Source organism: Mycolicibacterium septicum DSM 44393 (assembly GCF_000455325.1).
Taxonomy (GTDB): Bacteria; Actinomycetota; Actinomycetes; order Mycobacteriales; family Mycobacteriaceae; genus Mycobacterium; species Mycobacterium septicum.
On sequence record NZ_HG322951.1, the window covers coordinates 1,135,274 to 1,157,988 of the forward strand.

Here is a 22,715-nt window from a genome sequence, read left to right on the forward strand (position 1 = left end):
ACGTCTGCAAGTACTTGGTTCACCGGATGACCCGGTGCACGTCCTCTGTCACGTCGCCGCCCTCCTGGGCGATCCACGGCCCTTCGATCGACGGATCGATGATTCCGTCCTCCAGCCACGTGTAGCTGCCGGCGAGCACCTCATGCGCCAGCGTGCGGTCGCTGTCGTCGCTGTTGTCCCAGAGTGCGGTGAACAGCTGCTCGGCCCGTACCCGGGACTGGCGGCAGAACGCGTCGGCGAGGTCGACCGCGGAGTCCGGCGTGCCGCTGCGGGTCCGCACGCAGGCCGCCGTCATCGCGAACAGCTCTGCCCCGATGTCGACGACCCGGCCGAGGAAGCGTTGTTTGTGTTCCAGCCCGCCCTGCCACCGCGACATCGCGTAGAAGGTGCTGCGGGCGAGTTTTCGGCTGGCCCGCTCGACATACCGCAGGTGCTCGGCCAGTGGGCCGAACTCGGTGAATGACGTTGGCAACTGACCTTTTCCGGTGACCAGGGTGGGCAGCCAGCGGGCGTAGAACTTGCCGGCCTGCGCGGCCGCTTTCGCCTTCTGCCTGAGGTCCGCATCCGGGTCGATGATGTCGCCGGCCACCGAGAGGTGCGCGTCGACCGCCTCGCGGGCCAGCATCAGATGCATGATCTCGGTGGAACCCTCGAAGATCCGGTTGATCCGCATATCGCGCAGGACCTGCTCGACGGGCACGCCGCGTTCCCCGCGGGCGGCCAGCGACTCGGCGGTCTCGAAGCCGCGGCCGCCACGAATCTGCACCAGCTCGTCGGCGATCAGCCATGCCATCTCGGAGCCGTAGAGCTTGGCCAGCGCGGCCTCGATCCGGATGTCGGTGCGGCCCGCGTCGGCCAATTCGCCGGCGAGCTGGACCATCGACTCGATGCCGTAGGCGGTGGCCGCGATGAACGCCACCTTGCCGGCCACCGCGTCGTGTTCACCGACCGGCCGGCCCCACTGCACGCGTTCCTTCGACCATTCCCTGGCGATCTTCAGGCTCCACTTCGCCGTTCCGGTACACACGGCCGGCAGCGACAGGCGTCCTACGTTGAGCGTGGTCAGGGCGATCTTGAGCCCTTCTCCCTCGCGGCCGATGCGGTTTGCGGCCGGTACCCGCACGTCGGTCAGCTTGGTCAGACCGTTCTCGATTCCGCGTAGTCCCATGAACGCGTTGCGGTTCGTGACAACGATGCCGGGCGTATCCGCCTCGACGACGAATGCGGTGATACCGCCGCGATGCCCGTCGCTCGCGGGCACCTGAGCCATCACCACGAGCAGGTCCGCGATGACACCGTTGGTGGTCCAGAGTTTGACCCCGTTGAGCAGGTAGTCCTCGCCGTCCGGCGTGGCGGTGGCGTGCAGCCGGGCCGGGTCACTGCCGACGTCCGGTTCGGTCAGCAGGAACGCGCTGATCTCCCGCGTGCACCGGGGCAGCCAGGTGCGCTTCTGCTCGGCTGTCCCGAACATCGACACCGGCTGCGGTACCCCGATCGACTGGTGCGCCGACAGCAAGGCGCCCAGCGCGGGGTGGACCGAGCCGACCAGGGTGAGTGCCTTGTTGTAGTACACCTGAGACAGGCCGAGCCCGTCGTATTCGGGGGAGATCTTCATCCCGAACGCGCCGAGCTCCTTCAGGCCCCGGATCACCTTGTCCGGGATCTGCGCGTCGCGTTCGATCACGGCGGCGTCGATCTGCGTCTCGCAGAACGCGCGCAGCTTGGCCAGAAATGCCTCGCCGTGCTCTGTCGCCTCGGCGGGACCACGCGGGTACGGATGGACCAGATCCAGCCGCAATCTGCCGAGGAACAGTTCTTTGCCGAAGCTGGGCTGGTGCCACTGCGCTTCCCGCGCTTCCTCGGCGACCTGCCTGGCCTGTCGTTCGTTGACTTCTCCGGTAGCGGTCATCACCGGCCTCCATATATCGGGCCCTACTCGACGGTAACCCCGTTCGGGGGTGGGGTACCCGGCATTCGGTCAGGTCACGCCCTCGGGTGAGGTGGAGGCGTCCGGCCATAGTGCGAAGATCCGAAAAGTGCGGTCGCCCGCCCGTTCCTGCGCCAATGCGTAATTGGGCCAGAAATCGAGAATGGTGTGCCACGCGCGCTGACGTTCCGTGCCGGCAAGCAGCTCGACGCGGACGGTTTCGCGGTGGCCGTCGCGATCGACGTAAGCGTGGCCGGTGGCCCCGAGATTGCGTGCCCACTCCGGATGTTCCGCGAGTCCCCAGTTGGAGCCGACAACAAGCAGCGCGTGGCCGTCCGGAACGTATTGAACGGTGACGGTCCGCGGGATCCGCGACTTGCGCCCGGTAACCGTCAATTGGAGCGACGGCAGCCCGGCCAGCTCGAGTACGCCGATCCGACCGCGGCTGAACCGGCGCAGCAGGCGCTCGACCGGCGGGAGCAACCGGTGCCATTTGAGCAGCAGCCGATACGAATACGGACTGCCGGCCACCGCGCGGAGGAGTCCCATCCGGTCAGCATAGGAGCGTTGTGGAGGATGACCCGCCGATGCGCGGACCGTCATACTGACGAAGTGACGCCGAGAAAAGTGCGGGACACATCACCGAAGCAGGGGTGGCTGACGCCGAAGCAGCAGCGCGCCTGGATCGCCTACATGCGCGTGCAACTGCGGATGAACTACGAGATGAACCGCCAGTTGCAGGCCGACTCCGGGTTGTCGCTGGCCGACTACGACGTGCTGGTGGCGTTGAGCGCGCGTGACGAGGGCATGCGCGTCGGCGATCTCGCCGCGCAGATCGGCTGGGAGCGCAGTCGGCTCTCACATCAGTTGCGGCGCATGGAGGAACGCGGCCTGACCGAACGCCGCCCCAGCGCCGAGGACGGCCGCACGACCAATGTCATGCTCACCGAGACCGGGCAGCGGGCCATCGAGGAGGCCGCGCCCGCCCATGTCGATCTGGTGCGCAGCCTCTTCTTCGATCCACTGCCCGACAACCTGCTGGCACCGTTCACCGCGGCACTCGAACATATCCACGTCAACCTCAATCACAACAGCTCACTACCTGCCGCGCCGAGCTAGCATTTAGGTGAACTATCACCTAAAAGTCAGGAGTGGAGCAATGGGTGACGTCACTACCCGCCTCATGGAGGCCAATCTTCTCGCCGTGTTCGACCAGCGCGACCCGAAGCTCCGCGCTGAAGCCATTGCGACCACCTACGCGGACGACGTGCAGTGGATCGACGATGACGGCGTTGCCACCGGACACGACGAGCTCAACGCCAAAGCGGCTGAGCTGCAGGAAAGGCTGGAGGGGCTGCATTTCGTGAAGGCTGGTCCAGTCCGCAAGACTCGCGGGCTCGGATTTCTGGCCTGGGAAGTGCGCACCGCGGACGATGTCGCGGTGGCATCGGGCTTCGACGTGGCCGAGATATCGAGTGAGCGAATCGTTCGGATGTGGACAGTGCTGAACTCTCCGGAATAGGTGATATGTCACTTATGTTGTAGCGGTCGGAACACGAACCACACACGAACGGAGTCCGATCATGGGACAGCTCGACGGCAAGACGGCACTGGTCACCGGAGGAACCTCGGGCATCGGCCTGGCCACCGCACGACGGCTCGCCGACGAAGGTGCCTACGTCTTCATCACCGGCCGCGACCGCGCCCGCCTGGACGACGCGGCCGCCTCCATCGGCGCCCACGGCATCCAGAGCGACATCAGCAAGATCGACGAGCTCGACACCCTCGCCGAGGAGATCGGCAAGCGCGGCAGGGGGCTCGACGTCGTCTTCGCCAACGCGGGCGGCGGCGACTTCGCGACGCTCGCCGACGTCACCCCGGAGCACTACCGGGACAACTTCGATCGCAACGTGGCCGGCACGGTGTTCACGGTGCAGAAGGTGCTGCCGCTGCTCAACGAGGGCGCCTCGATCGTCCTCGCCGGCTCCACCGCCGCTTCCGAGGGGGTGCCCGCGTTCGGGCTCTACGCGGCATCCAAGGCGGCCATCCGCTCGCTCGGCCGCACCTGGGCTGCTGAACTGGCCGACCGCAAGATCCGCGTCAACACCGTCGTGCCCGGGCCGATCGAAACGCCTGGGCTGACGGGTTTGGCGCCGGCTGACCAGAAGCAGGATCTGCTCGACGGTATGGCCGCGCAGGTGCCGATGAAGCGGCTCGGCCGCCCCGAGGAGATCGCCTCTGCCGTGCTGTTCCTGGCCTCGGATCAGAGCAGCTTCATGACCGGGGCGGAGTTGGCCGTCGACGGCGGGCAGATTCAGATCTGACGCCAGTGCAGGCTCCGTCCGCCGGAAACCGTCCCGCTACACTTACCGTAAGTCCGACGGTTAGGAGCCGCGTTGATCAAGGTCATGCAGGGCGTGCGGGTGCTTGAGGTCGCTCAGTTCACCTTCGTACCGGCGGCGGGGGCCATCCTCGCGGACTGGGGCGCCGACGTCATCAAGGTGGAGCACCCGGTGCGCGGCGACACCCAGCGCGGCTTCATCAACATGGGCGGATTCCAGCTCGACCCCAACCGGCATCCGCTCATCGAGCACCCGAACCGCGGCAAGCGCAGCGTCGGCATCGACGTCTCGACCCCCGGCGGCCAGGAGATCCTGTACGAGATCGCCAAGACCGCCGATGTGTTCCTCACCAATTACCTGCCCGCCCAACGGCAGAAGAACAAGTTCGACGTCGAGCACATCCGCGCGGTGAACCCGAACATCATCTATGCCCGCGGCAGTGCGTACGGAGACAAGGGGCCGGAGCGCGACACCGGCGGCTTCGACGGCACCGCGTTCTGGACCCGCAGCGGCGTCGGGCACGCCCTCACGCCGGAGGCGATCAACGGTGCTCTGTCCCAGGGCATCCCAGCCTTCGGCGATTCGATCGGCGGGATGAACATCGCCGGTGGCATCGCCGCGGCCTTGTTCCACCGGGAGCGCACCGGAGAAACCGCCGAGATCGACGTCTCGCTGCTCAGCACCGCCTGGTGGGCAGCCGGTGCCAGCGTCACCCAGGGCATGGAGACAGGTGAGACGATGCGCTCTCTGATGCCGGACGATGCCACCTCGGTCAACCCGTTCATGGCCAACTACCGGACTTCCGACGGAGGCACCATCAACCTGTGCATCGTCAGTCCGACCGGCTACATCCGCGATGCCTTCGAACACCTCGGTCTGCCCGAATTGGCCGACGACCCGCGGTTCTGCGACGTGATGCCGCTGATCGAGAATGCCTCGGAAGGCGTCGAACTCATCGCGCAGGCGATCGGCAGCAAGCCGTTCGAGTACTGGCGCCAGCATCTCAAGACCATGAAGGGCCAATGGGCGCCGTTCCAGAGCCTGGTCGACCTCGCCGGTGACGATCAGGCCGTCGCCAACGACATGATCGTCGAGGTGGAGGCCACCGACGGCGGCAAGCCGTTCAAGGTCGTGCGAGGGCCCGTGCAGTTCAATCACGAACCCCTGGAGACCACGCGCGCGCCACAGGCCTCCGAGCACACCGAGATCGTCCTGATGGAACTCGGCATCGACTGGGATCGGATCAGCGAGCTCAAGGACTCCGGCGCGATCGCCTGAGCTAGTTGCAGCCGCCCGCGTGCACCCACCGGCCGTTGTAGCCGATGCAGCCGCTGACGTTCGCGCCCGGCGGCGGTGGTGGCGGGTCCTCGGGGAGCGGCGCGTAGTACGTCGGCGGTGGCACGTACGGGGAGACCGCATCGGCGATGTTGACGCAGCCGCCCACCGAGATCCGCCGGCCGGCACTCGCGCATACGTCGGCGTTGGCGGTCCCGGCCGGGGCGGCCAGGACGATGGCGCCGGGCAGCGCGGTGAAGGCGAGCGCGACGATGGCCGCGCGGAGCCAGGACGATCGAGGCGTTGGGGTGTTCATCATTGTCCTAATGGCTGATCAGGTGCCTTGATACCGCACCGGGCTCGGAAATCGGTGAGTGGTTGACGGATTCCGGCGAGGTCGGCGTGGGCCTGCGGGTTGGCGTCGAAGAAGGCGCGAGTGGCCTCCGGGGTCTCCTCGTCCGGACGGCCTCGCAGACTTGTGTAGAAATCGTTCACATCCGGGTGGGTGAACAGGTATGTCGACGTCGAGGCGGCGACGCCCGAGGCGATGCCTGCGAGGTCGGCGGCCGTGCAGTCGGGCGGGCGCGGCGGCGGGTCGGCCACGGCGGTCACGGGGCTGAACAGACCGACAGCGACCCCGACGGCGCCGGCCGCGAAAGCCGGGACCATTCCGTAGCGCACCGTGGAAAGTGTGCGGGACACAGCGGGACTCCTTCCCGAGGTGGGCAGGTGCCGATTGCATCGCCCGGCGGGCCGAACATTAGCAGGTGGGAAGGGGTATGCGCGATGGATTGTTCGCTCGGCAAAGATGTGGTTCGGCTTGGTGGGCCGGTGTTCAGGGCCGAGGCGGCGACGCGATCCGGGTGTTGCGGTAGGCCGTGGGAGTCGTGCCGAACCACCGTTTGCAGGACCGGGTGAGGACGCTCTGCTCGGCGTAGCCGAGTTGGCGGCACAGCTGGTCGAGGCCGAGATCGGTGTCGAGCAGCAGGCGTTGCGCGGAATCGCGCCGGGTCTGGTCGACCAGGTCGGCGAATGTGGTGTTCTCGGCGCGCAGCCGCCGCTGTAGTGCCTTGGGGTGGAGACCGATGTGACCGGCGATGTCGGTCAGGCCGATGGCCCCGGTGGGCAGGAGCTGGCGCACCAGGGTGCGCACCAGTTGGCTGGTCGCCGGGTTGAATTCGCCCATCACCTGGGCGAGGTAATCGACCGCGGTCTGGTGGGCGAGTTGATCGGCGGGCAGTGGGCGCTGCAGGTCGGTGGTGCGCAGGGTGAAGCCTGCGACAGGCTCGAAAAAGCTTGGCGGGCAGCCGAAGTAGTTCTGATAGTGGTCGGCGGAAGTCAGCGCGGGATGGGGCAGGTGCACCGCGACAGGCCGGTAGGCTGCGCCGAGGAACAGTCGCAGTACCCGAAGAGTGACGCCCAGGGACAGCTCGATGGCCTGGGCTTGCGGAGGTGACGGGTCGAGAAGATATTCGAACTCGAAGCGTCGTAGATCCGGATCGAGATGTGTGGTCACGCGCGCGGTGATCGAGGGGCTGTAGGCCGCCATGAACTTGTCGAAAATCATGAAGGCTTCGGCAACAGTGGCGGCATTGCGACCCGCAAGCCCGACGGGACCCAGGATGTCGATGCCTTGACGGAGTGCCAAACGCCGTCCGAAGTCTGGGGTTTCGAGTGCGGTGGCGGTGTGCTCGAGCATCTGCGCGCCGTTGGGAAGCGAGATGAAGCGGTCGTGGCGACCGACGTCGTCGTAGGGGATGTGGGCGGCAGCGACCAGAGCGCGACTGTCCCCGCCGAGTTCGGTGACGAGCTGGTGAAAATTCGTGAGCGCCGTCCCCCGAATCACGGCCATGTCCCAGACTGTCAAAGATTTGTCCTGGAATGTCAAGACAGATGTTGTCGGTTTGCTGCAAAGTGAATGCCCGGGTCGGGGTGAATCGGCTGCGCGGCTTGCCCAACCAGTGACCGGCGCACCCGCGTCGTGTACCGCTGGTCGGCGGAAAACCCAAGAGAGGAATGACTTTTCGTGAAAAAGGACAGGCGCGTGGTCAAGCGGTTCGTCGCGCTCGGCACCGCGATCGTGGTGATGGGCACCCTGGCGTGTTCTCCTTCGTCAGATCAAGGCGAGCAGTCCGGGCCCGGGCAGTTGACGCCCGACCAGGCCAAGGCCATCGCCCTGGATGCCTACGTCTACGGGTATCCCCTTGTCACCGTTGAGATGACGCGACGCGTGATGACCAATGTCGCCCAGGTTGAGGCGCCACGGGCACCGATGGGGCAGTTGATGCGGATGCGCGAGTACCCGAGCGCCCAGTTCCGCGACGTCACCGCGCCCAACGCCGACACGCTGTACACAAACGGATTCATCGACGTCAAAGACGAGCCGTGGGTGCTCACGTTGCCGGACGCTCACGACCGCTACTACCTGTTCCCGATGCTCGACGGCTACACCAATGTCTTCGAGGTTCCGGGGAAGCGCACGACCGGGACGGACCCGCAGACCTACGCCATCACCGGTCCGGGCTGGAAAGGCACGCTGCCCGCCGGCGTGAAGGAGTACAAGTCACCCACCTCGACCGTGTGGCTGCTGGGCCGTATCTACTGCGACGGCACGCCCGAGGACTACGCCGCTGTGCACAAGTTGCAGGACGAGATCTCGCTGGCACCGCTCAGTTCATACGGCAAGCCGTACACCCCGCCGGCGGGCAAGGTCGATCCGACCATCGACATGAAGACGCCGGTCCGCGACCAGGTCAACAATCTGAGCACCGAAGCGTACTTCGACCTGCTGGCCACGTTGATGAAGGACAACCCGCCGACCGAGGGCGACCGGCTGATCGTGGACAAGATGGCCGAACTCGGCATCGTCGCGGGGGAGAAGTTCGACATCGGCAAGCTCGGTCCCGACGTGGCCGCGGCGTTGCAGTCGGTGCCCAAAGAGGGCTTCGAGAAGATCATGGCCCGCTTCAAAGACCTGGAGAACGTCAACGGCTGGCGGTTCACCACAGAGACCGGCCAGTACGGCACCGACTATCTGCAGCGCGCGTTGATCACCGCCATCGGCCTGGGTGCCAACCGGCCCCAGGACGCGGTCTACCCGACCTCGGAAGCCGACGCCGGCGGCCAGGCCTACGACGGCGCCGGCAAGTACACGGTGCACTTCGACAAGGGCCAGTTCCCGCCCGTCAACGGGTTCTGGTCGCTGACCATGTACGACGAGGCCTACTTCTTCGTCGACAACCCGCTCAACCGCTACAACCTGAGCCAGCGGAACACCTTCGTCACCAACCCCGACGGGTCCGTCGACCTCTATCTGCAGCACGAGAACCCCGGCCCGGGCAAGGAAGCCAACTGGCTGCCCGCACCGGCAGGCAAGTTCAACCTGATGCTGCGGCTGTACTGGCCGAAGGAAACCTCACCGTCGATCATCGACGGCACGTGGAAGCCGCCCGCGATCACAAAGGTTCAGTGAGACTGCTTGCCAGGGATTTGCCATAAATGACGCGAAATGGCTGCCAGACCGGGTCTGGCAGCCATTTCGGACGTTGTCTGAAGTGCGAGCGACTAGATGTGCGCCGCCCGGCGACGATGGCGAAGCAGGCGGGTCAACCAGCGAACATCGATCAACATTGCGTTGGCCTTTCTCTCAGGCGCTCTTGATAAGCAGGGGGAGCAACCGGCGGCGTGCCGTGTTGCCTTCGGCGAAGTGATGCAGAGCTTCGGGCACCGACGAGCTGAGCGGTACGTCCACGTCCTGGTGGTGGATCTCGCCGACGACTGGCTGGCTGGCGACTACCGTCCAGTCCACGCCCAGTGCGCCGCACTTTTCATCGATGTCGTAGAACAGCGAGATCGCCTGCGGATCAAAGCTGTTCACGCCACTCAGATCGAGCGCCAAGGGCTTCTCCGCGAGGATGAACCGATTCACATACGACGCGATCTGGTCGATGTTGTTGCTGTCGACGTCTCCCTTGATGGTCACCACTGTCGCCAGTTGGCGGCACTGCGCGCGCATTGATGCGCCCTCGCAGATGACTGCCGAGTTCCCGTACCGAAAGTGTCGATCCATTGCCGGGGTGTTGTTCGTGAATGTCATGATCAGCCTCCCGCCGTCTTTCTTGAGCTCTGGCTGAGCTCCGTCGCGTCAACCTGTTCATGACGTTATGCGGGCAAAATAAGGCGGCTGGGAGCCAGCGTTAATACTTTGCTAAGAACCCTCCGACGCTTACTCGCCAGTAAGGTTCACACCACGAGCACGTCCAGCGTCCTGGGTCCGTGGACTCCTTCTACACGCTGTAGTTCGATGTCGCTGGTGGCGCTGGGGCCGGAGATGAACGTCAGTGGCCGCGTCGGCGCCAGCTCGGCGAATGCCTGCGGCACGGTGTCCACGATCTGATCGACCCGGACCACGCAGACGTGATGGTCGGGCACCAGCGTCAGCGCACGCCGCCCTTGCCCGGGTCCGGCATCCAGCACGATCGTCCCGGTCGCGGCGATCCCGAGCGCGCATCCCGTCAGCACCGCATCGGCGCGGTCGAGTTGCTCGACACTCAGCACCGGCGCGTCGGCGAGCGTCGTCACCCCCGCCACCCATTCGATCGGTAGGTCGGCCGGGATGACCACCGTGGCGGCCGGCCCGACCAGTTCGAGAACGGTCGACGCGATCGCATCGACTTCGATGCGATGCACCCGGGCGCGGTACTCGGCGACCGTCTCGGCGAACCGCTCGACGTTGCCCGCGCCGGACAACGTCTCACGGTGATAGTTGCGCGGCACCGCGACGGCTTCGGGCGGCGCCGACGCCAGGGCGGCGCGGACCCGGCCGAGCACCGCAGCCCTGGCCTCAGGCGTCGGGCCCGTCACCCCCGGCCTCCCTCATGGGTGCGGTTCCACCACTGCCGGAATGTCTCGGCGGGCGGCTCCGGAATATCGCGGCTGGCGGTCCACTTGGAAGCCGGCCATGGCAGCGCGGAGATGCGGTGATCGTGCCCGGCGATCAGCCGCCCGGCGCCCAGGGCCTTCTCGGCCAGCGAGAACCGGCCCGCGCCGGCCATCGCCCAGCCCGCGGCCTTCATCGCCAGATCCTGTCCGGACGGCAGGCCTCCCCGCTCCTGGTCCACCTGGGCAGCGCGCAGGTGCACCAGGATCGACGGGATGTCGATGCGCACCGGACAGGCTTCGAAGCACGCTCCGCACAGCGACGAGGCGTAGGGCAGGCTGGCGTTGGGGTCGTCGTGGCCGGTCGTTCCCGTGAGCTGGGGACTCAGGATCGCCCCGATCGGTCCGGGATAGACCGATCCGTAGGCGTGGCCGCCGGTCCGTTCGTAGACCGGGCAGACGTTCAGGCATGCACTGCACCGGATGCAGTGCAGCGCGGCGCGTCCCACCTCATCGGCCAGCACGCGGGTGCGGCCGTTGTCCAGCAGGATCAGGTGGAATTCCTGCGGACCGTCGCCGGGGTGCACGCCGGTCCACATCGAGGTGTACGGGTTCATCCGTTCCGCCGTCGAGGAGCGCGGCAGCAATTGCATGAACACCTCGAGGTCGGTGAACGCCGGCACGACCTTCTCGATGCCCATCACGGTGATCAGCGTCCGCGGCAGCGTCAGGCACATCCGTCCGTTGCCTTCGGATTCCACGACCGCGAGGGTGCCGGTCTCGGCGATGCCGAAGTTGGCGCCGCTGATCGCGACCTGCGCGGTGAGGAACTTGCGTCGCAGATGGGCCCTGGCCGCCATCGCCAGTACCCGGGGTTCGTCGGTGAGTTCACCCGCGTCGGGCATCTCCCGGTCGAAGATCTCGCGGATCTCGGCGCGGTTGCGGTGGATGGCCGGCACCAGGATGTGGCTGGGCTTGTCGTGGCCCAGTTGCACGATCAGCTCGGCCAGATCGGTTTCGAACGCGGCGATGCCCTGGGCTTCCAGATACTCGTTGAGCCCGATCTCCTGGGTGGCCATCGACTTGACCTTCACCACTTCGTCCGAGCCCGTGGCGCGGATCAGGTCGGCGACGATGCGGTTGGCCTCGTCGCCGTCGCGGGCCCAGTGCACCACGCCGCCGCGCTTGGTGACGTTGTCCTCGAGCTGCACGAGCAACTCGGGAAGCCGCGCCATGACGTCCTGCTTGAGGGCGCTGCCCGCGACGCGCAACTGCTCCCAGTCGTCGCATTCGCGTATTGCGTTGAGACGCTTGGTGCGAATGGTGTGGGTGGCGTGCCCGATGTTGCGGCGCAGTTGGGAGTCGGCGAGCGCGGTGCGGGCGGCGGCGGGGAACGGCTCGTCACCGCGAAGGTTTCCGACGCCGGGGGTGCCCAGGAATTCGCTCATCGTTCGGCCGCCAGGATCTCGGCCAGATGCACGGTCCGCACGCCGGAGCGCAGCCGGCTCAGCCCGCCGCCGATGTGCATCAGGCACGAGGAGTCCCCGGCGCTGCACACCTCGGCCTCGGTCTCCAGGATGTGGGCCATCTTGTCGGCCAACATGGCAGTGGACGTGTCGGAGTTCTTGATTGCGAAGGTTCCGCCGAAGCCGCAACAGGATTCGGCCTCGGGCAACTGCACGAGCGTCAGTCCCCGCACGTTGCGCAGCAGCCGCAGCGGCTTGTCGCCGACCCCGAGCATGCGCAGCGAATGGCAGGTCGGGTGGTAGGTGACTTGGTGCGGATAGTAGGCGCCGACGTCATCGACGCCGAGCACGTCGATCAGCAGTTCCGACAACTCGTAGGTCCGTGCGGCCAGATGTTCGGCGCGGCCGGCCAGGTCGTCGTCACCGCCCCGACGGGCCACCATCGCGTGCTGGTGACGTACCGACCCGACACACGAGCCCGACGGCGCCACCACGGCGTCGCAGTTCGCGGATTCGAAGGCCTGGACGTGGTTGCGCACCAGCACGGTGGCTTCTTTGAGATAGCCGGTATTGACATGCATTTGGCCGCAACAGGTTTGGCCGGGCGGGAAGACCACCTCGTGGCCGAGGCGCTCGAGCAACTGCACCGTGGCGATCGCCGCGGGTGGGAACATCGCATCCGCCAGGCAGGTCGCGAACAGGGCGATTCGCATACGCACTCCTCAAGCGTGATCTGACCACAGTACCGACCGGGTGGTGGCGCGTATTTCGTTTCGGATCAGGGCTGCACACGCAAATCCAGTGCGTAGAACAACTTGTCGTACCGCCGTTCACCCACCGCGACGAACCTCTCGAGCGCGCCGTACTTCTTGAAGCCCAACGACTCATAGAGCCGGGCGGCCCGATCATTGTCGCCGCGGAGGTCCAGGGTCAGCACCTCGACCTGCGATTCGGCGGCGGCCCGGATCAGCTCCTGCATCAGGCGCCGGCCGATGCCCAGGCCCTGCCACCGCGAGTCGACGGCGACTTTCTCCACGTCGGCATGGGGCCGGTGGGTCGGACGCGGGTATCGGCGCCAGTATGCGAAGCCGGCCAACTGCTCGTCGACCTCCGCGACGAGCAGGGCCGAGTCGCCGTCGGCCGTTCCCTTGACCACCTCGCCGAGTAGTTCGGCAACCTCGGCCTCGGACGGCGGATCGACCCAGCCCAACGCGGCACCCCCGGTCACCAAGTGCCGCAAGAGCGCTGTGGTGGGCCCGGTTATCCGTGCCGCGAGGTCAGCTGAGTCGACGGGGAAGACCCGCACCGCGTTGGACTCGACCACCACGGCAGTATCCCAGCCGCCGAGGTGAGTGTCAGTGCTTCCACTGCGCGCCGCGATAGTTCTCCCACGGGTTGTAGTCGGCGAGCAGCTCTTCCTGCGGCGGGCGCTCGGCCTCGGGCACGTGCTGCAGGTTGATCCGCACGCGGTACCAGATCGAACTAGGGCCCCGCATCCCGTCGAGCAGGATGTCGACGGGTTCCAGCCGCGCGGCCACCGCGGGATAGCGCTCGCGCCACACGTCCAGCGCCGCCATCGCCTCATCCTTGGTCTTGGTCTTTGCGATCTCGATCAGGGGCATGGTCGATTGCCTTCGCCCATCGTGCGAGGCGCCCTTCGGTGCTTTCTCGGCCGGGCCGAGCTCCTTGGCGAGCGCAAGCAACGGGTCCAAATCGCCGACCGTGATGTCCATGCCCTCCCACGGGTCGCCGATCTCGGCGAACCGGTCGGGCACAGTGGCGACCGTGAACGCCTCCGGGTGGCAACCGTCGACCTCGTCCCAGCGCAGCGGCGTGGACACCCGGGCATCGGGGGTGGCTCGTACCGAGTAGGCCGAGGCCACCGTGCGGTCCTTGGCGTTCTGGTTGAAGTCGACGAAGACCCGGGTGCCTCGTTCTTCCTTCCACCAGCGCGCCGTCGCGAGATCGGGAACGCGTCGCTCCACTTCCCGGGCCACGGTTTCGGCGGCGAGCCGGACCTTGGTGAACGGCCATCTCGGGTGGATGCGCGCATAGATGTGGAAGCCGCGCGAGCCCGACGTCTTGGGCCACGCCGTCAGGCCGTGCTCTTCCAGCACCGCGCGGGCCACCTGGGCGACGTCGACGATCTGTGACCAGCCGACGCCGGGCATCGGATCCAGGTCGACCCGCAGCTCGTCGGGATGGTCGAGATCCTCGGCCCGCACCGGGTGCGGGTTCAGGTCGACGCACCCCAGGTTCACCGCCCACGCCAGGCCCGCGGCATCGCGCAGGACCGCCTCCTTGGCCGACGTGCCGGACCGGTACTTGAGCTCGGCCACGTCCACATAATCCGGTCGCTTCTCGGGTGCCCGCTTCTGGAAGATGGCCTCGGCGGAGATGCCCTTGACGAAGCGTTTGAGGATCATCGGGCGTCCGTACACCCCGCGCAGGGCGCCGTCGGCCACTGACCGGTAGTAGTTGATCAGGTCCAGCTTGGTGACGTGGGCATCAGGGAAAACCACCTTGTCGGGGTTGCTGACGGCCACTTCGAGGCCGTCTATCTCCAGCGACACTGCACCGGCCATGACCACATGGTAGTTACTGCCCGCAGTGCGATAGATGTCACTTATTGTGGCGACATGCCAAGTCTGTCTGATCTGCCGGCGAATGTGACCGCGAAGGCCAAGCAGTATGCGGAGCGGGGCGCGGCCGAATTGCACTACGCGCGCAAGATGTTCGAGGCGGGTGCGCTACGGCTGGAGCCACCACAGCACATCCTGGCCATGCTCGGTGACATCCGCACCTGGGGCGAGATCGGGATGATCCCGGCGCTCAACGCGCGTCGGCACCCCAAGCGTGCCGCGGTGATCGACGACGAGGGCGAGCTGACGTTCGGGGAGCTCGACGCCGCAGCGCACGCGGTGGCCCATGAATTGCTCACGATGGGTGTCAGGGGCGGTGACGGGGTGGGGATCCTGGCCCGCAACCATCGTTGGTTCCTGATCGCGCTGTACGGCGCGGCCCGGGTGGGTGCCCGGATCATCCTGCTCAACTCCGAGTTCTCGGGCCCGCAGATCAAAGAGGTCTCCGAGCGCGAGGGCGCCAAGGTGATCGTCTACGACGACGAGTACACCGCGGCGGTGTCCTACGCCGAACCGGAGCTGGGCAAGCTGCGGGCGCTGGGCGTCAACCCGGATTCCGACAAGCCCTCCGGCAGCACCGACGAGACCCTGGCCGATGTCATCGCGCGCGGCAATGGCAGGCCCGCCCCCAAGGCGAGCAAGCACCCGTCGATCATCATCCTGACCAGCGGCACCACCGGGACGCCCAAGGGCGCCAACCGGGCCGCCCCGCCGTCGCTCGCCCCGATCGGCGGCGTGCTGTCGCATGTCCCGTTCAAGGCCGGCGAGGTCACGTCGCTGCCCGCGCCGATGTTCCACGCGCTCGGCTTCCTGCACGCCACCATCGCGATGATGCTGGGAACCACCCTGGTGCTGCGTCGCCGGTTCAAGCCCGCCACCGTGTTGGAAGACGTTGAGAAACACCAGGTCACCGCCATGGTGGTGGTACCCGTCATGCTCTCGCGGATGCTCGACCATCTCGAGCAGATGACGCCGAAGCCCAATCTGTCCTCACTACGGATCGTGTTCGTCTCCGGGTCCCAGCTCGGCGCCGAGCTGGCCTCCCGGGCGCTCAAGGATCTCGGGCCGGTCATCTACAACCTCTACGGGTCGACCGAGATCGCGTTCGCGAGCATCGCCCGGCCCAAAGACCTGTCGATCAATCCGTCGACGGTCGGGCCGGTGGTCAAGGGCATCACCGTCAAGATCATCGACGACAACGGCAACGAGCTGCCGCAGGGCCAGGTGGGACGCATCTTCGTGCGAAACACGTTCCCGTTCAAGGGTTATACCGGCGGCGGCGGTAAGCAGATCATCGACGGCATGTTGTCGTCGGGCGATGTCGGATACTTCGACGAGCACGGTCTGCTCTATGTCAGCGGCCGTGATGACGAGATGATCGTCTCCGGCGGTGAGAACGTGTTCCCGGCCGAGGTCGAGGATCTGATCAGTGGTCATCCCGATGTCATCGAGGCGACCGCACTGGGTGTCGAGGACAAGGAATGGGGTGCCCGGCTGAAGGCCTTCGTGGTGAAGGCCGAGGGCGCCAACCTAGACGAGGACTCGATCAAGACCTACGTCAAAGAGCACCTGGCGCGGTACAAGGTGCCTCGTGAGGTGGTCTTCCTCGACGAGCTGCCGCGCAACCCGACCGGCAAGATCCTCAAGCGCGAGCTGCGCAACCTGGAATAGTTTGCCCGCATCGGTGGTAGTACAGCCTTGTGAACATCGAACTGACCGGAAAGACCGCCCTCGTCACGGGTTCGACACAGGGCATCGGGCTGGCCATCGCCGAGCAGCTGGCGCGCAGCGGCGCCCGTGTCGCCGTCAACGGTCGCACGCCGGCCCGCGTCGATGAAGCCGTATCCAAACTGGGCGAGTTCGATGTCCTGGGCGTCGCCGCCGACGTATCCACCGAGGAGGGAACGGCCGAGCTGCTGCGTCAGCTGCCCGATGTCGACATCCTGGTGAACAACCTGGGGATCTTCGGGGCGGTGCCGCCGTTGGAGATCACCGACGAGCAGTGGCGCACCTACTTCGACGTGAATGTCCTTGCCTCGGTGCGACTTATCCGCAGTTACCTGCCCGGGATGACCGAGCGGGGCTGGGGCCGGGCGATCCAGATCGCCAGTGACTCCGCCATTGTCACGCCGGCGGAGATGATCCACTACGGCGTCTCCAAGACGGCGTTGCTCGCCGTATCGCGCGGTTTCGCCAAGGAAGCCGCGGGTAGCGGGGTGACCGTGAACTCGGTGATCGCCGGGCCGACCCACACGGCGGGCGTCGAGGACTTCGTCTACCAACTCGTCGACAAATCGCTGCCGTGGGACGAGGCGCAGCGCGAATTCATGATCAAGCACCGGCCGCAGTCGTTGATCCAGCGACTGATCGAGCCCGAAGAGATCGCAAACATGGTGACGTACTTGGCCTCTCCGCTGGCCTCGGCCACCACGGGCGGCGCGCTGCGGGTCGACGGCGGTTACGTCGACTCGATCCTGCCCTAGCCCTCAGTCGGGCAAAACTCCCGGCGGGGCAGCGTGATCGACCGTATTCTGCGGCCATGGGGTCGAGTGCGTCAGGCAAGGTCGCCGTCATCACCGGTGGCGCATCAGGTATCGGTGCAGCGCTGGCAGCCAGGCTGGCCGGCGAAGGCGCAGAGGTCTGGATAGCCGACCGGCAGATCGACGCCGCACAGGACCTCGCAGGCCGTCTCGACGCGGGCGGTGGAACAGCACACGCGATCGAGCTCGACGTGCGCGATCCCGCCGCGTTCGAACGCGTGGCGGCCACGGTGGTGGAGCAGTCGGGCCGCATCGACTATCTGTTCAACAATGCGGGCATCGGGGTCGGGGGCGAAGTCGACTCCTACACGCTCGACGACTGGAACGACGTCTTCGATGTGAACCTGCGCGGTGTGGTGCACGGCATCCAGGCGGTCTACCCGATCATGGTCCGGCAGCACAGCGGTCACATCGTGAACACGGCGTCGATGGCAGGTCTCATGACCGGCGCGGGGCAGGCGAGCTACTCCGCCACCAAGCATGCCGTCGTGGCGATCTCGCGGACACTGCGAGTCGAGGCCGATCGCCACAACGTGCGGGTTTCGGCGCTCTGCCCGGGCGTGATCCGCACCCCGATCCTCACCGGCGGCAAGTTCGGGCGGCTCAAGGCCCCTGGCGTCACAGACGAAGAGTTCATCAAGAAGGTCTGGGAGCCGTTGCGGCCCATGGATCCTCATGTGTTTGCCGAACGGGTGGTCCGTGCCGTGATGCGCAATGACGCGATCATCATCGTGCCGGCGTGGTGGAAGGCGTTCTGGTACCTGGAGCGGCTGTCACCACGGTTGTCCTTGCGGCTGGCGAAAACAGCTCTGGACCGGAATCGCGCTGTCGAAGCCGCACTCCCCAAGGGCGCGCTAGGAGAGTAGCGCTGAGCCGGGCACAGCCAGGCACATCAACGAGAACGCCAGCAGGAACCACCCTGCGCCCTGCCAGATGGGCCAGGTGCCCTCGGCCCGCCACACCTGGTAGGTCCGGACGAATGCCCCGACCCCGCCGACGAACACGATCGTCGGAACCAGCGACGCCGACAGCACGGAATGATCAAAGGCATAGAACGTCAGGGCAACGCCGGCGACGGCGAGCACGGCCAGCACGTAACCCACCGCGGATCGGAACATCTGCGGGTCATGCCAATTCTTTTCGACGTCGTCCTCGTCGCTGCCCATGACACCCGCTCACATCGTCACGGCGGCCCGTTGATGTACCAGGCCAGACATCCAGGTTTGCCGCGGCACGCGATGATGGCGCCGGCATCTGGAGCGGACCCGCGTATCCGGGGCGGCCTGGGCTGCAGATTGCAGTTCACCACGTAGGGATTCCACGGGATGACGCCGTTCACGCACGGGTCGGCTTGGATCTGGGCGGGCGCCGGGGAGACCTGCCCCCACACGGCGGTCGGCGCGATGACGACAGACAGCGCAGCCGCGCCCAGCAGCACCGGGCGCAGAATGCGTACTCGTGACGTGCTCATCGTTGAGTGTCAACCGTTTCTGCTAGCCGCCTATTTCGACGGTAGCACCAGCGGTGGCGAACGGGCAGGTCGCTTTGGCCCCGGTTTCCGGGGCCTGCCGGCGAAACTGCCTAGGACCAAGCGGCCCAGTCGGCCTTCCGGATCATGCAGTGCACTCCCTTGACCGCGTCCACCACCTGGCTCACCTCGAAATCGCCGGCCGCCGAGAGGTACGCGAAGGCGACATCGCGCGGCACGTTCAGTCGAGTGTTGAGAAACGTGACGGCATTTCGGACCGCGATGCGCATGGCCTCGTCGAGGTCGGCGTCCATGCCGGTCGGGATCCAGTGCGTCGCGGTTTCCACTACCGGGTTTGCGACGGCGCCGATCGCTGCCCGCGCGTCCTCGGACTTCAGAACGGACAGTCGCATGGTGGCCCGGAGCGGTGCCTCGAGCGCCGTCAGCGCGACCTCGCCGTTTCCTTGGGCGAAATGCGGGTCGCCCGTGAAAAAGCCGGCCCCGTCGACCTGCACGGGCAGATACAGGGTCGAACCCGCCACGACATGCTTGATGTCGATGTTGCCGCCGTGGTCCCCGGGAGGTACCGATGGCACCGGATCCTCGGTTGCCCGGGCGACACCCATGATCCCGAGGAACGGGTTGATCGGGAATCGCACGGTGCGTCCGGTGTCGCGGCCCGCCGACAGCATGCCGTAGGACATCCCCTGGTGCTTCTCGACCCAGCTGAAATGACTGATCGTGCCCATCGAGACGATCTGGTCGACCGCACGTACCGGCTCGGAGTCGGGAAACTCGGGGAACTCGCCGGCGAGGGCACCGTAACCGTGCCGGCTGCTGATGAAGCCGTAGGGAACACGCATCGCGAGGTCGAGAATCTCGACCTTGAGTACGTCGCCGGGGCGCGCCTCGCCGACCTGGATCGGCCCCGTGACGATGTGCGGCCCACAGGTGTCGTCATGGGCGAGGGGACTCGCCGCGATGTCGATGACGTCCTTGAGGACGTTCTGGACGCCGAACTGCGCGAAGTACGAAACAGGGTCTCGCCCTTGGTCTTCGAGGATCCCCTCATGGCTCACGGTGTCGATCGTCACCGTCTCGCCGGACGCCATCGAGAGCACGGGCTTTGTCCTCGCGTTGGGAAGCCATCCCCAGAGCACGTCGTCGGGGTGTGATTGCAGGTAGTGCTCGCCACCGATGTGGCCTTCACCTGGATGAAGAGTCGGAAAGATCATCATGCCTCCATGGGTGCCGGGGTGGGGTTGGACTGCGGCCGGGAAAGCCCGACGATGAGATCGATCTCGACGGCCGCTCCCACCGCAAGGCCGGTGACCCCGACACAGGTACGGCTGGGCAGCGGGCCGGTGAACCACTTGACGTATTCGGCGTTGAACACGTCGAAGTCGTCGAAGTCGGTGAGGTAGACGCGCACCATCAGGGCGTCGTCGAGCGTGGCGTCGAACTGGGCGAGTACCGCCGAGAGATTCGCCATGACTTGATTCGCCTGCTCGGCCACGTCGCCGGCGATGAGTCTGCCGGTGCCGGGATCGGTGGGCATCTGGCCGGTCACGTACAGGGTGTCTCCCCACCGTGTCGCGTGGGAGAACGGACCGACCTGCGGCGGAATGCCTTCGACGGCAGTGAAACTGAAGGACTGTTTGGCGCTCATGCGTCCGCCAGCTGCATCGCGTTGACGAATCGGGCGGTCACCGGGTTCTGCGGCCGGGTGATCACCTGCTCGGCGGTGCCCTCTTCTACGACGACTCCGCCCGCCATGAAGACGACCCGGTCGGCGACCTCAAGGGCGAACCGCAACTGGTGCGTCGCGATGATCATCGTGAGGCCGTGGTGGTGGGCCAGACTGCGGATGACGCCGAGGACCTCCGCGACGAGTTCGGGGTCGAGCGCACTTGTCGGTTCATCGAGCAGCAGGACCCTGGGACGAGCGGCCAGGGCGCGTGCGATCCCCACCCGCTGTTGCTGCCCGCCGGACAGCCGGTGCGGGAGAACATCGGCTTTGTCTGCCAGGCCCACCTGCGACAGCAGCAGGTCGGCACGTTCGGCAGCCTCCTCCGGGGGCAGGCGCTGGATCCAGCGCAGCGGCGCCGCGATGTTCTCCTTCGCCGTCATGTGTTTGAACAGGTTGAAGTGCTGGAAGACCATGCCGATACCGGCGGTGATCCGGGCGCGCGCGATCTGTGCTTCGGGAAGCGGTGCACCGGACTCGCTGTAGCCGAGGGTCTGCCCGGCGACGCGAACCGTTCCGGTGTCGACCGACTCGAGGTGGTTGATCGTGCGCAGCAGGGTGCTCTTCCCGGATCCGCTCGGCCCCAGCAGCGCTACGACTTCGCCCTGCCGCACCGACATGCTGATGCCGTTGAGCACGCGGTTCTCGCCGTACGCCTTGTGCAGGTCGTGGACTTCGAGGATGGTCTCGCCGATGTCCTGCCGCTCGGCAGCAGCCGCGGGTGCGACCGCGGGGTTCGCCGGCGGAGCCGGTGTGCTCGTCCGGCGCCGGAATCCCAGTCGGGACAGCAGGGACTTGTGATCGCGGTCGAGGTTGAGTGCGTCCTCGAGGACCAGCTGGACGACGCTGAGGACGGCGGTGAGGACGAGGTACATGACGGCCGTCGCGAAGTAGATGGAGAAGTAGTCGAAGGTGGCCGAGGCGAGCTGTTGGGTGCGCAGGGTGAGCTCGGGTACAGCGATGACCGACGCCAGCGCACTGTTTTTCATGGTGGAGATGAACTCGTTGCCCAGAGCGGGGATCATCGATCGGAATGCCTGAGGGGCGATCACGCGTCGCATGAGCTTGCGGGGTGCCAGGCCGAGAGCTCGACCGGCGAGCGTCTGTCCCGGGTCGACGCCCTTGATTCCCGAGCGCAGGATCTCGGAGATGAAGACCGCTTCGTTCATCGCGAGGGCGACCGAGCCGGCGACCAAGGGCGGCAGGGTGATTCCGATGTGGGGTAACGCGGTGAAGACGAACACCAGCTGCAGGATCAGCGGCGTGCCACGGTAGATGATGACGTAGGTACGGCCGATCGCGGTGAGCGTGCGAGATCTCGTAAGTTGCAGTGTGGCAAGGAGAGCGCCGAGCACGATACCGCCGCCAAAGCCGTACAGCGTGAGCTGGAGGGTGAACAACATGCCGTCGAGCAGCCACGGCAGCGTCAGGTAGTGCAGGAATTTGTCCATGAGTTCACCTCACTTCTGGCATATGCGTTGGGTCGCTGTGATGTTGAGCGGCGACATCAGCCGACGCTGAGGATCGTCGGTTCGGCGACCGCGTTCTCCGTCAGCTTCCATTTGGCGGCGAGCTTGTCCTGCAGCCCACTCGACTGCACCTCGGTGAGGGCGGCCTGGATGGCGTCGCGGAACTCGTGCTTGCCTTGTGGCACCCCGATACCGATCGTGTAGTCGAGCATGACGGTCTCGGCGGAGTCGAGCTTGTCCGGATGGGCCGCGACGAATCCGTTGACCGTGTTGACGTCGTTCATGTACGCGTCCGCGCGGCCGGCGAGGACCGCTTGCGTGCAGTCGGCGCTCGAGTCGAACAGGCTGACGGTCGGCGCCTTGAGCCCGGCCGCCGCGCAGTCGGGCCCGACAGCCTCGACGAGCGGCACTTCGACGTATCCCTTGTTGAGCCCGACTGTGAGCCCGCACAGCGAGGTGTCGATCCCGGTGATCTTCTTCGGGTTGCCCTTTGCCACCAGGATGCCGTCGAATACCTTTGAATAGCTGATGAAGTCGACTCCGCCGGCGGCGCGCTCCTTCGTCGCGTAGAGGTTGGAGAGGATCCAGTCGGCCTGCCCACTGGCGACCGTCGGGATGAGTTCGGAGAACCCGACGGGGATGTAGTGGTTGTCGAAGCCCAGGCAGGCACCGAGCGCATTTCCGAGATCGATGTCGAAACCGTGGTATTCGCTGGGGTTTTCCGGATTCACCGTCTCGTACCCGGGCGTGTAGGGGTTGATCGCATTCGTGAGGGTCTTGCCGTTGAGGTCCGGATTCTTGGCGCGCAGGTCGGTGCATGCCGCAGATGAGGCCAGATCGCTGTATTCACCGGTTTTTTCGGTGGTCGCCGCTTCGGTCGAGGAGGAACAACCGGCGAGTGCGACACCGACGGCCACGGCGAGAAGTGCGGTGCAACGCGAGCGATTCATGGCAGGTCCTA

At 66.2% G+C, this 22,715-nt stretch carries 25 protein-coding genes; 8 read left to right on the forward strand and 17 right to left on the reverse strand.

Annotated elements, in window-relative coordinates; translation table 11 throughout:
* Positions 1-19: 19 nt before the first annotated feature.
* Together TX88_RS05180 and TX88_RS05185 are read right to left on the reverse strand one after the other, a co-directional pair.
* Positions 20-1,909, reverse strand: a complete 1,890-nt coding sequence (locus TX88_RS05180; RefSeq protein ID WP_044515132.1) for an acyl-CoA dehydrogenase family protein — start codon at positions 1,907-1,909, stop codon at positions 20-22.
* A gap of 69 nt (positions 1,910-1,978) precedes the next feature.
* Positions 1,979-2,476 (reverse strand): nitroreductase family deazaflavin-dependent oxidoreductase, encoded by a 498-nt coding sequence (locus tag TX88_RS05185; protein ID WP_044515133.1) that lies wholly within the window; start codon positions 2,474-2,476, stop codon positions 1,979-1,981.
* 63 nt (positions 2,477-2,539) lie between these two features.
* On the opposite strand from TX88_RS05185, the gene TX88_RS05190 reads away from it, so the two are divergent.
* The 4 genes from TX88_RS05190 to TX88_RS05205 all read left to right on the forward strand — a co-directional run bounded on the left by TX88_RS05190 (position 2,540) and on the right by TX88_RS05205 (position 5,547).
* Positions 2,540-3,046 (forward strand): MarR family winged helix-turn-helix transcriptional regulator, encoded by a 507-nt coding sequence (locus TX88_RS05190; protein WP_244438366.1) that lies wholly within the window; start codon positions 2,540-2,542, stop codon positions 3,044-3,046.
* Between the two features lie 64 nt (positions 3,047-3,110).
* Positions 3,111-3,449 carry a nuclear transport factor 2 family protein gene (locus TX88_RS05195; RefSeq protein WP_084621819.1) on the forward strand — a complete coding sequence of 113 codons (339 nt, stop codon included), beginning with the start codon at positions 3,111-3,113 and terminating at the stop codon, positions 3,447-3,449.
* A gap of 61 nt (positions 3,450-3,510) precedes the next feature.
* A complete protein-coding gene (locus TX88_RS05200; RefSeq protein WP_044515136.1) occupies positions 3,511-4,251 on the forward strand; it encodes an SDR family NAD(P)-dependent oxidoreductase in 741 nt (246 codons plus the stop codon).
* Between the two features lie 84 nt (positions 4,252-4,335).
* Positions 4,336-5,547, forward strand: coding sequence for a CaiB/BaiF CoA transferase family protein (locus TX88_RS05205; protein ID WP_044519117.1), 1,212 nt, complete (start codon positions 4,336-4,338; stop codon positions 5,545-5,547).
* 1 nt (position 5,548) lies between these two features.
* Here TX88_RS05205 and TX88_RS05210 read toward each other — a convergent pair whose 3' ends face one another.
* The 3 genes from TX88_RS05210 to TX88_RS05220 all read right to left on the reverse strand — a co-directional run bounded on the left by TX88_RS05210 (position 5,549) and on the right by TX88_RS05220 (position 7,396).
* A complete protein-coding gene (locus TX88_RS05210; RefSeq protein WP_209446952.1) occupies positions 5,549-5,863 on the reverse strand; it encodes a hypothetical protein in 315 nt (104 codons plus the stop codon).
* Positions 5,860-6,213, reverse strand: a complete 354-nt coding sequence (locus tag TX88_RS05215; protein WP_044519118.1) for a heme-binding protein — start codon at positions 6,211-6,213, stop codon at positions 5,860-5,862. The genes TX88_RS05210 and TX88_RS05215 overlap by 4 nt, the downstream gene beginning before the upstream one ends.
* A 166-nt stretch (positions 6,214-6,379) precedes the next feature.
* Positions 6,380-7,396: an AraC family transcriptional regulator gene (locus TX88_RS05220; RefSeq protein WP_044515140.1), complete on the reverse strand. Its 1,017-nt coding sequence runs from the start codon at positions 7,394-7,396 to the stop codon at positions 6,380-6,382.
* A 174-nt stretch (positions 7,397-7,570) separates the two neighbouring features.
* Here TX88_RS05220 and TX88_RS05225 point away from each other — a divergent pair, with 174 nt between their 5' ends.
* Positions 7,571-9,016: a DUF1254 domain-containing protein gene (locus TX88_RS05225; RefSeq protein WP_409365848.1), complete on the forward strand. Its 1,446-nt coding sequence runs from the start codon at positions 7,571-7,573 to the stop codon at positions 9,014-9,016.
* A 174-nt stretch (positions 9,017-9,190) separates the two neighbouring features.
* Here the strand turns inward: TX88_RS05225 and TX88_RS05230 are convergent, their stop codons facing one another.
* The 6 genes from TX88_RS05230 to ligD all read right to left on the reverse strand — a co-directional run bounded on the left by TX88_RS05230 (position 9,191) and on the right by ligD (position 14,473).
* On the reverse strand, positions 9,191-9,640 hold the full coding sequence (locus TX88_RS05230) for an STAS domain-containing protein (protein ID WP_044515141.1): 450 nt from the start codon (positions 9,638-9,640) through the stop codon (positions 9,191-9,193).
* Positions 9,641-9,786: 146 nt separating this feature from the next.
* Positions 9,787-10,407, reverse strand: coding sequence for a LutC/YkgG family protein (locus tag TX88_RS05235; protein WP_110917893.1), 621 nt, complete (start codon positions 10,405-10,407; stop codon positions 9,787-9,789).
* Entirely contained in the window at positions 10,404-11,870 is a 1,467-nt protein-coding gene (locus TX88_RS05240; RefSeq protein ID WP_044515145.1) for a LutB/LldF family L-lactate oxidation iron-sulfur protein, read from the reverse strand. Before TX88_RS05240 ends, TX88_RS05235 begins: the two co-directional genes overlap by 4 nt.
* The gene (locus tag TX88_RS05245) at positions 11,867-12,601 is read right to left on the reverse strand and encodes a (Fe-S)-binding protein (RefSeq protein WP_044515147.1); all 735 of its coding nucleotides are present in this window, start codon (positions 12,599-12,601) and stop codon (positions 11,867-11,869) included. The genes TX88_RS05240 and TX88_RS05245 overlap by 4 nt, the downstream gene beginning before the upstream one ends.
* 65 nt (positions 12,602-12,666) lie before the next feature.
* The gene (locus TX88_RS05250) at positions 12,667-13,212 is read right to left on the reverse strand and encodes a GNAT family N-acetyltransferase (protein ID WP_044519120.1); all 546 of its coding nucleotides are present in this window, start codon (positions 13,210-13,212) and stop codon (positions 12,667-12,669) included.
* Positions 13,213-13,243: 31 nt separating this feature from the next.
* Positions 13,244-14,473, reverse strand: coding sequence for a non-homologous end-joining DNA ligase (ligD, locus tag TX88_RS05255; RefSeq protein ID WP_044519121.1), 1,230 nt, complete (start codon positions 14,471-14,473; stop codon positions 13,244-13,246).
* A 54-nt stretch (positions 14,474-14,527) separates the two neighbouring features.
* On the opposite strand from ligD, the gene fadD2 reads away from it, so the two are divergent.
* The 3 genes from fadD2 to TX88_RS05270 are packed head-to-tail and all read left to right on the forward strand — an operon-like array spanning position 14,528 to position 17,936.
* On the forward strand, positions 14,528-16,201 hold the full coding sequence (gene fadD2 / locus TX88_RS05260) for a long-chain-fatty-acid--CoA ligase FadD2 (RefSeq protein ID WP_044515149.1): 1,674 nt from the start codon (positions 14,528-14,530) through the stop codon (positions 16,199-16,201).
* Positions 16,202-16,230: 29 nt separating this feature from the next.
* Positions 16,231-17,013 (forward strand): SDR family NAD(P)-dependent oxidoreductase, encoded by a 783-nt coding sequence (locus TX88_RS05265; protein ID WP_044515151.1) that lies wholly within the window; start codon positions 16,231-16,233, stop codon positions 17,011-17,013.
* 56 nt (positions 17,014-17,069) lie between these two features.
* Positions 17,070-17,936 carry an SDR family NAD(P)-dependent oxidoreductase gene (locus tag TX88_RS05270; protein WP_044515153.1) on the forward strand — a complete coding sequence of 289 codons (867 nt, stop codon included), beginning with the start codon at positions 17,070-17,072 and terminating at the stop codon, positions 17,934-17,936.
* Here TX88_RS05270 and TX88_RS05275 read toward each other — a convergent pair.
* The 6 genes from TX88_RS05275 to TX88_RS05300 all read right to left on the reverse strand — a co-directional run bounded on the left by TX88_RS05275 (position 17,925) and on the right by TX88_RS05300 (position 22,704).
* Positions 17,925-18,236, reverse strand: a complete 312-nt coding sequence (locus TX88_RS05275; protein WP_044515155.1) for a hypothetical protein — start codon at positions 18,234-18,236, stop codon at positions 17,925-17,927. The two genes, TX88_RS05270 and TX88_RS05275, sit on opposite strands and share 12 nt — an antisense overlap.
* Positions 18,237-18,253: 17 nt before the next feature.
* Positions 18,254-18,541, reverse strand: a complete 288-nt coding sequence (locus TX88_RS05280) for a hypothetical protein (protein ID WP_044515157.1) — start codon at positions 18,539-18,541, stop codon at positions 18,254-18,256.
* Positions 18,542-18,651: 110 nt separating this feature from the next.
* Positions 18,652-19,773, reverse strand: a complete 1,122-nt coding sequence (locus tag TX88_RS05285) for an acetamidase/formamidase family protein (RefSeq protein WP_044519122.1) — start codon at positions 19,771-19,773, stop codon at positions 18,652-18,654.
* Positions 19,773-20,207, reverse strand: a complete 435-nt coding sequence (locus TX88_RS05290) for a RidA family protein (RefSeq protein ID WP_044515159.1) — start codon at positions 20,205-20,207, stop codon at positions 19,773-19,775. The genes TX88_RS05285 and TX88_RS05290 overlap by 1 nt, the downstream gene beginning before the upstream one ends.
* The gene (locus tag TX88_RS35530) at positions 20,204-21,736 is read right to left on the reverse strand and encodes an amino acid ABC transporter permease/ATP-binding protein (RefSeq protein WP_044515162.1); all 1,533 of its coding nucleotides are present in this window, start codon (positions 21,734-21,736) and stop codon (positions 20,204-20,206) included. The genes TX88_RS05290 and TX88_RS35530 overlap by 4 nt, the downstream gene beginning before the upstream one ends.
* A 56-nt stretch (positions 21,737-21,792) precedes the next feature.
* Entirely contained in the window at positions 21,793-22,704 is a 912-nt protein-coding gene (locus tag TX88_RS05300; protein ID WP_044515164.1) for an ABC transporter substrate-binding protein, read from the reverse strand.
* Positions 22,705-22,715: the final 11 nt, after the last annotated feature.

Coding starts and splice junctions, on each gene's coding strand:
- TX88_RS05180 (WP_044515132.1), bottom strand. CDS start 1,909: ATGACCGCTACCGGAGAAGTCAACGAACGACAGGCCAGGCAGGTCGCC.
- TX88_RS05185 (WP_044515133.1), bottom strand. CDS start 2,476: ATGGGACTCCTCCGCGCGGTGGCCGGCAGTCCGTATTCGTATCGGCTG.
- TX88_RS05195 (WP_084621819.1), top strand. CDS start 3,111: ATGGAGGCCAATCTTCTCGCCGTGTTCGACCAGCGCGACCCGAAGCTC.
- TX88_RS05200 (WP_044515136.1), top strand. CDS start 3,511: ATGGGACAGCTCGACGGCAAGACGGCACTGGTCACCGGAGGAACCTCG.
- TX88_RS05205 (WP_044519117.1), top strand. CDS start 4,336: ATGCAGGGCGTGCGGGTGCTTGAGGTCGCTCAGTTCACCTTCGTACCG.
- TX88_RS05210 (WP_209446952.1), bottom strand. CDS start 5,863: ATGATGAACACCCCAACGCCTCGATCGTCCTGGCTCCGCGCGGCCATC.
- TX88_RS05215 (WP_044519118.1), bottom strand. CDS start 6,213: ATGGTCCCGGCTTTCGCGGCCGGCGCCGTCGGGGTCGCTGTCGGTCTG.
- TX88_RS05220 (WP_044515140.1), bottom strand. CDS start 7,396: ATGGCCGTGATTCGGGGGACGGCGCTCACGAATTTTCACCAGCTCGTC.
- TX88_RS05230 (WP_044515141.1), bottom strand. CDS start 9,640: ATGACATTCACGAACAACACCCCGGCAATGGATCGACACTTTCGGTAC.
- TX88_RS05240 (WP_044515145.1), bottom strand. CDS start 11,870: ATGAGCGAATTCCTGGGCACCCCCGGCGTCGGAAACCTTCGCGGTGAC.
- TX88_RS05245 (WP_044515147.1), bottom strand. CDS start 12,601: ATGCGAATCGCCCTGTTCGCGACCTGCCTGGCGGATGCGATGTTCCCA.
- ligD (WP_044519121.1), bottom strand. CDS start 14,473: ATGGCCGGTGCAGTGTCGCTGGAGATAGACGGCCTCGAAGTGGCCGTC.
- fadD2 (WP_044515149.1), top strand. CDS start 14,528: ATGCCAAGTCTGTCTGATCTGCCGGCGAATGTGACCGCGAAGGCCAAG.
- TX88_RS05270 (WP_044515153.1), top strand. CDS start 17,070: ATGGGGTCGAGTGCGTCAGGCAAGGTCGCCGTCATCACCGGTGGCGCA.
- TX88_RS05275 (WP_044515155.1), bottom strand. CDS start 18,236: ATGGGCAGCGACGAGGACGACGTCGAAAAGAATTGGCATGACCCGCAG.
- TX88_RS05280 (WP_044515157.1), bottom strand. CDS start 18,541: ATGAGCACGTCACGAGTACGCATTCTGCGCCCGGTGCTGCTGGGCGCG.
- TX88_RS05285 (WP_044519122.1), bottom strand. CDS start 19,773: ATGATCTTTCCGACTCTTCATCCAGGTGAAGGCCACATCGGTGGCGAG.
- TX88_RS05290 (WP_044515159.1), bottom strand. CDS start 20,207: ATGAGCGCCAAACAGTCCTTCAGTTTCACTGCCGTCGAAGGCATTCCG.
- TX88_RS35530 (WP_044515162.1), bottom strand. CDS start 21,736: ATGGACAAATTCCTGCACTACCTGACGCTGCCGTGGCTGCTCGACGGC.
- TX88_RS05300 (WP_044515164.1), bottom strand. CDS start 22,704: ATGAATCGCTCGCGTTGCACCGCACTTCTCGCCGTGGCCGTCGGTGTC.